This window comes from Saccharomonospora iraqiensis subsp. iraqiensis (assembly GCF_000430445.1).
GTDB classification, from domain to species: Bacteria; Actinomycetota; Actinomycetes; order Mycobacteriales; family Pseudonocardiaceae; genus Saccharomonospora; species Saccharomonospora iraqiensis.
Map to the genome: position 1 here is coordinate 6059 of NZ_KE387127.1, position 2957 is coordinate 9015.

The 2957-nt window shown below is 73.1% G+C and carries 3 protein-coding genes; all 3 read left to right on the plus strand.

Annotated elements, in window-relative coordinates; all coding sequences use genetic code 11:
- Window positions 1–1623 (plus strand): ABC transporter ATP-binding protein (locus tag ACTIR_RS24350; RefSeq protein ID WP_034241030.1); only part of this gene is annotated, 1623 nt, incomplete at its 5' end.
- Window positions 1624–1747: 124 nt separating this feature from the next.
- Window positions 1748–2131, plus strand: a complete 384-nt coding sequence (locus ACTIR_RS0118895) for a hypothetical protein (protein WP_026455444.1) — start codon at window positions 1748–1750, stop codon at window positions 2129–2131.
- On the plus strand, window positions 2131–2957 hold an 827-nt coding region (locus ACTIR_RS24355; RefSeq protein ID WP_161629653.1), incomplete at its 3' end, for a caspase family protein. The genes ACTIR_RS0118895 and ACTIR_RS24355, both read left to right, overlap by 1 nt.

A 2957-nucleotide genomic window follows, 5' to 3' on the forward strand; every position in this document is an offset into this window, starting at 1 on the left:
CCCGCGCTCTACCAGCGCGGCGTGGACGACGGCGTCCGTGCGGGGGCGGAGTCGGTGATCCTGCTCGCCGCCGGGGCGGGGGCGCTGATCATCGCCCTGGACTGGCTGGTGGTCAACGTGCAGACCCGGATGACCGCCCGCACCGGGGAGTCCGTGCTGTACCTGCTGCGGGTGCGCAGCTTCGCCCACCTGCAACGCCTGGGGCTGGACTACTACGAACGCGAGCAGGCCGGCCGGATCATGACCCGGATGACCACCGACGTGGACGCGCTGTCCACGTTCCTGCAGACCGGGCTGTCCACCGCGGTGGTCAGCGTGCTCACGATCCTCGGGATCGGCGGCGCGCTGGTGGTCACCGATCCGGGCCTGGCGCTCGCGGTCTTCGCGGTGCTGCCGGTGCTGGTGGTGGCCACGCTGGTGTTCCGCAAACGGGCCTCGGCCGCCTACACCGAGGCGCGGGAGCGGGTCAGCGCCGTCAACGCCGACATGCAGGAGAACGTGAGCGGCCTGCGGGTCGCCCAGGCCTACACCCGCGAGGGGCACTCGGCGCGCGAGTTCGCCTCCCGCAGCGACGCCTACCGGCGTTCACGGCTGCGGGCCCAGCGCTACGTCGCGACCTACTTCCCGTTCGTCACCCTGTTGTCCGGTATCGCCGAGGTCGTCGTGCTGGTCGTCGGGGCGGGCCGGGTCGCCGACGGGACCCTCCAGGTGGGCGTGCTGATGGCGTTCCTGCTGTACCTGGGACTGTTCTTCTCCCCGGTGCAGCAGCTGTCCACCGTGTTCGACGGCTACCAGCAGGCCAAGGTGGGGCTGCGCCGCATCGGCGACCTGCTGCGCACCCCGACGTCGGTGCCGCCCGCCGCCGACCCCGTGCCGGTTCCGCCGCGGCTGCGCGGCGAGGTGGATCTGATCGACGTCGACTTCTCCTACCCGGGCGCGGACACCCCCGCACTGGACGGTGTGTCTCTGCACGTGCCCGCGGGCACGACGGTGGCGCTGGTGGGCGCCACGGGTGCGGGCAAGTCCACCGTGGTCAAACTCGTCGCGCGGTTCTACGACGTCACCGGCGGCAAGGTGAGCGTCGACGGGGTGGACGTGCGCGACTACGACCTCGAAGGTCTGCGCGGCAGGCTCGGCGTCGTCCCGCAGGAGGCGCACCTGTTCTCCGGCACGGTCGCCGACAACGTCCGGTACGGCCGCCCGGACGCCACCGACGCCGAGGTGGAGGAGGCCGTCCGGGCGGTCGGCGCGCTGGAGGGCATCGCGGCGCTGCCGGACGGCTTCCACCAGCAGGTCGGCGAACGCGGCCGGTCCCTGTCGGCGGGCCAACGACAGCTCGTGGCGCTGGCGCGGGCGGAACTGGTCGACCCGGACGTGCTGCTGCTGGACGAGGCCACCGCCGCGCTCGACCCGTCGACCGAGTCCACGGTGCTGCGCGCCACCGACGAGGTGGCCCGGCGGCGGACGACGTTCGTGGTCGCGCACCGGCTGGCCACCGCCGCACGCGCGGACGTCATCGTGGTCCTCGACCACGGCCGGGTCGTCGAGCGTGGGACCCATGACGAGCTGGTGGCCGCGGGCGGGCGCTACGCCGATCTGTGGCGGCACTCGGAACAGCGGTGACGGACGGCCGTGACGGACGGCGCGGACGGACGGCGCTGACGACACCGCGGGCACGAGGTGTGACGCCGCGTGCCCGGCCCGGTAACCTCGCCCTGCCGGTCGACACTGGGGAGGTACACGGGACATGGCCGCACTGTCGTTGACGATCACGGTCGACACCGCCGTCGTCGACGCCGAGGAACACGAGGCCCACACCGCCGAGCTGGGCCGCAGGCTGCGGGAGGCGCCGGTCGGTTCGCTCCGGGCCTCCCCGGCACCGGTGGCCGAGGCGCCTCCGGGAGCGAAGGGGCTCGGCTCGGCGCTGGTGACCGGGTTCGAGGTGACCGTGGGGGCCTCGCGCCGGACGCTGGCCACGGTGATCGAGACACTGCGTGCGTGGACCACCGCGGTGACGTCCCGCTCGGTCGTCGTGGAGCTCGACGGCGACCGGCTGGAGATCACCGGTGCGACCACCGAGCAGATCGACCACGTGCTGGAGGCGTTCCTCGACCGGCACACGCCCGGCTGATGACCGGCCACGCCCTGCTGATCGGCAACGGCACCTACACCGACCCCACGCTGCGGAGGCTGCGCTCCCCCGCGCAGGACGTCGACGCCCTCGGCGCCGTGCTGGGCGATCCCGACGTCGGCGACTACTCCGTGCGCACGCTGGTGGACACCACCGCCGCCGAACTGGCGAGCGCCACCCGGGACTTCTTCGCCGACCGGGAACCCGGCGACGTGCTGGTGCTGTACTTCTCCGGACACGGCGTCAAGGACGCGGCGGGCGAGCTGTTCCTGGGCGCGACGGACACCCGCCTGGACGACCTGGACGCCGGCGCGGTGTCGACCGACGAGCTGAACCGCTGGATCGCGGCCTGCCGCTCGCGCCACATCCTGCTCATCCTGGACTGCTGCTACAGCGGCGCCTTCCCGCGCGGCATGGTCGCCAAGGCCGATCCGTCCGTGCGCCTGCAGGAACGCTTCGGCCGGGGCCGGGGTCTGGCGATCCTCACCGCCTCCACCGCTGTCGAGTACGCCTTCGAGGGTGGCGAGGTCCGTGACGGCGACCCCGACACGGACCGGGGTTCGGTGTTCACCGCCGCGCTCATCGAGGCGTTGGACACCGGCGCGGCCGATGACGACTTCGACCAGCGCATCACGCTCGACGAGCTGTACTACTACGTCTTCGAGCGGGTCCGGGTCCAGCGGCCGGACCAGACGCCCTGCTGGTGGCTGCTCGGCGGGCAGGACTTCTTCGTGGTGGCGCGGCGGCGCCCGGGCACCACGGCGCGCAGACCGGTCCGTACCGAGCCGGCACCACCGCATCCGCTCGCGCCCCGGCGTGCGGCGGC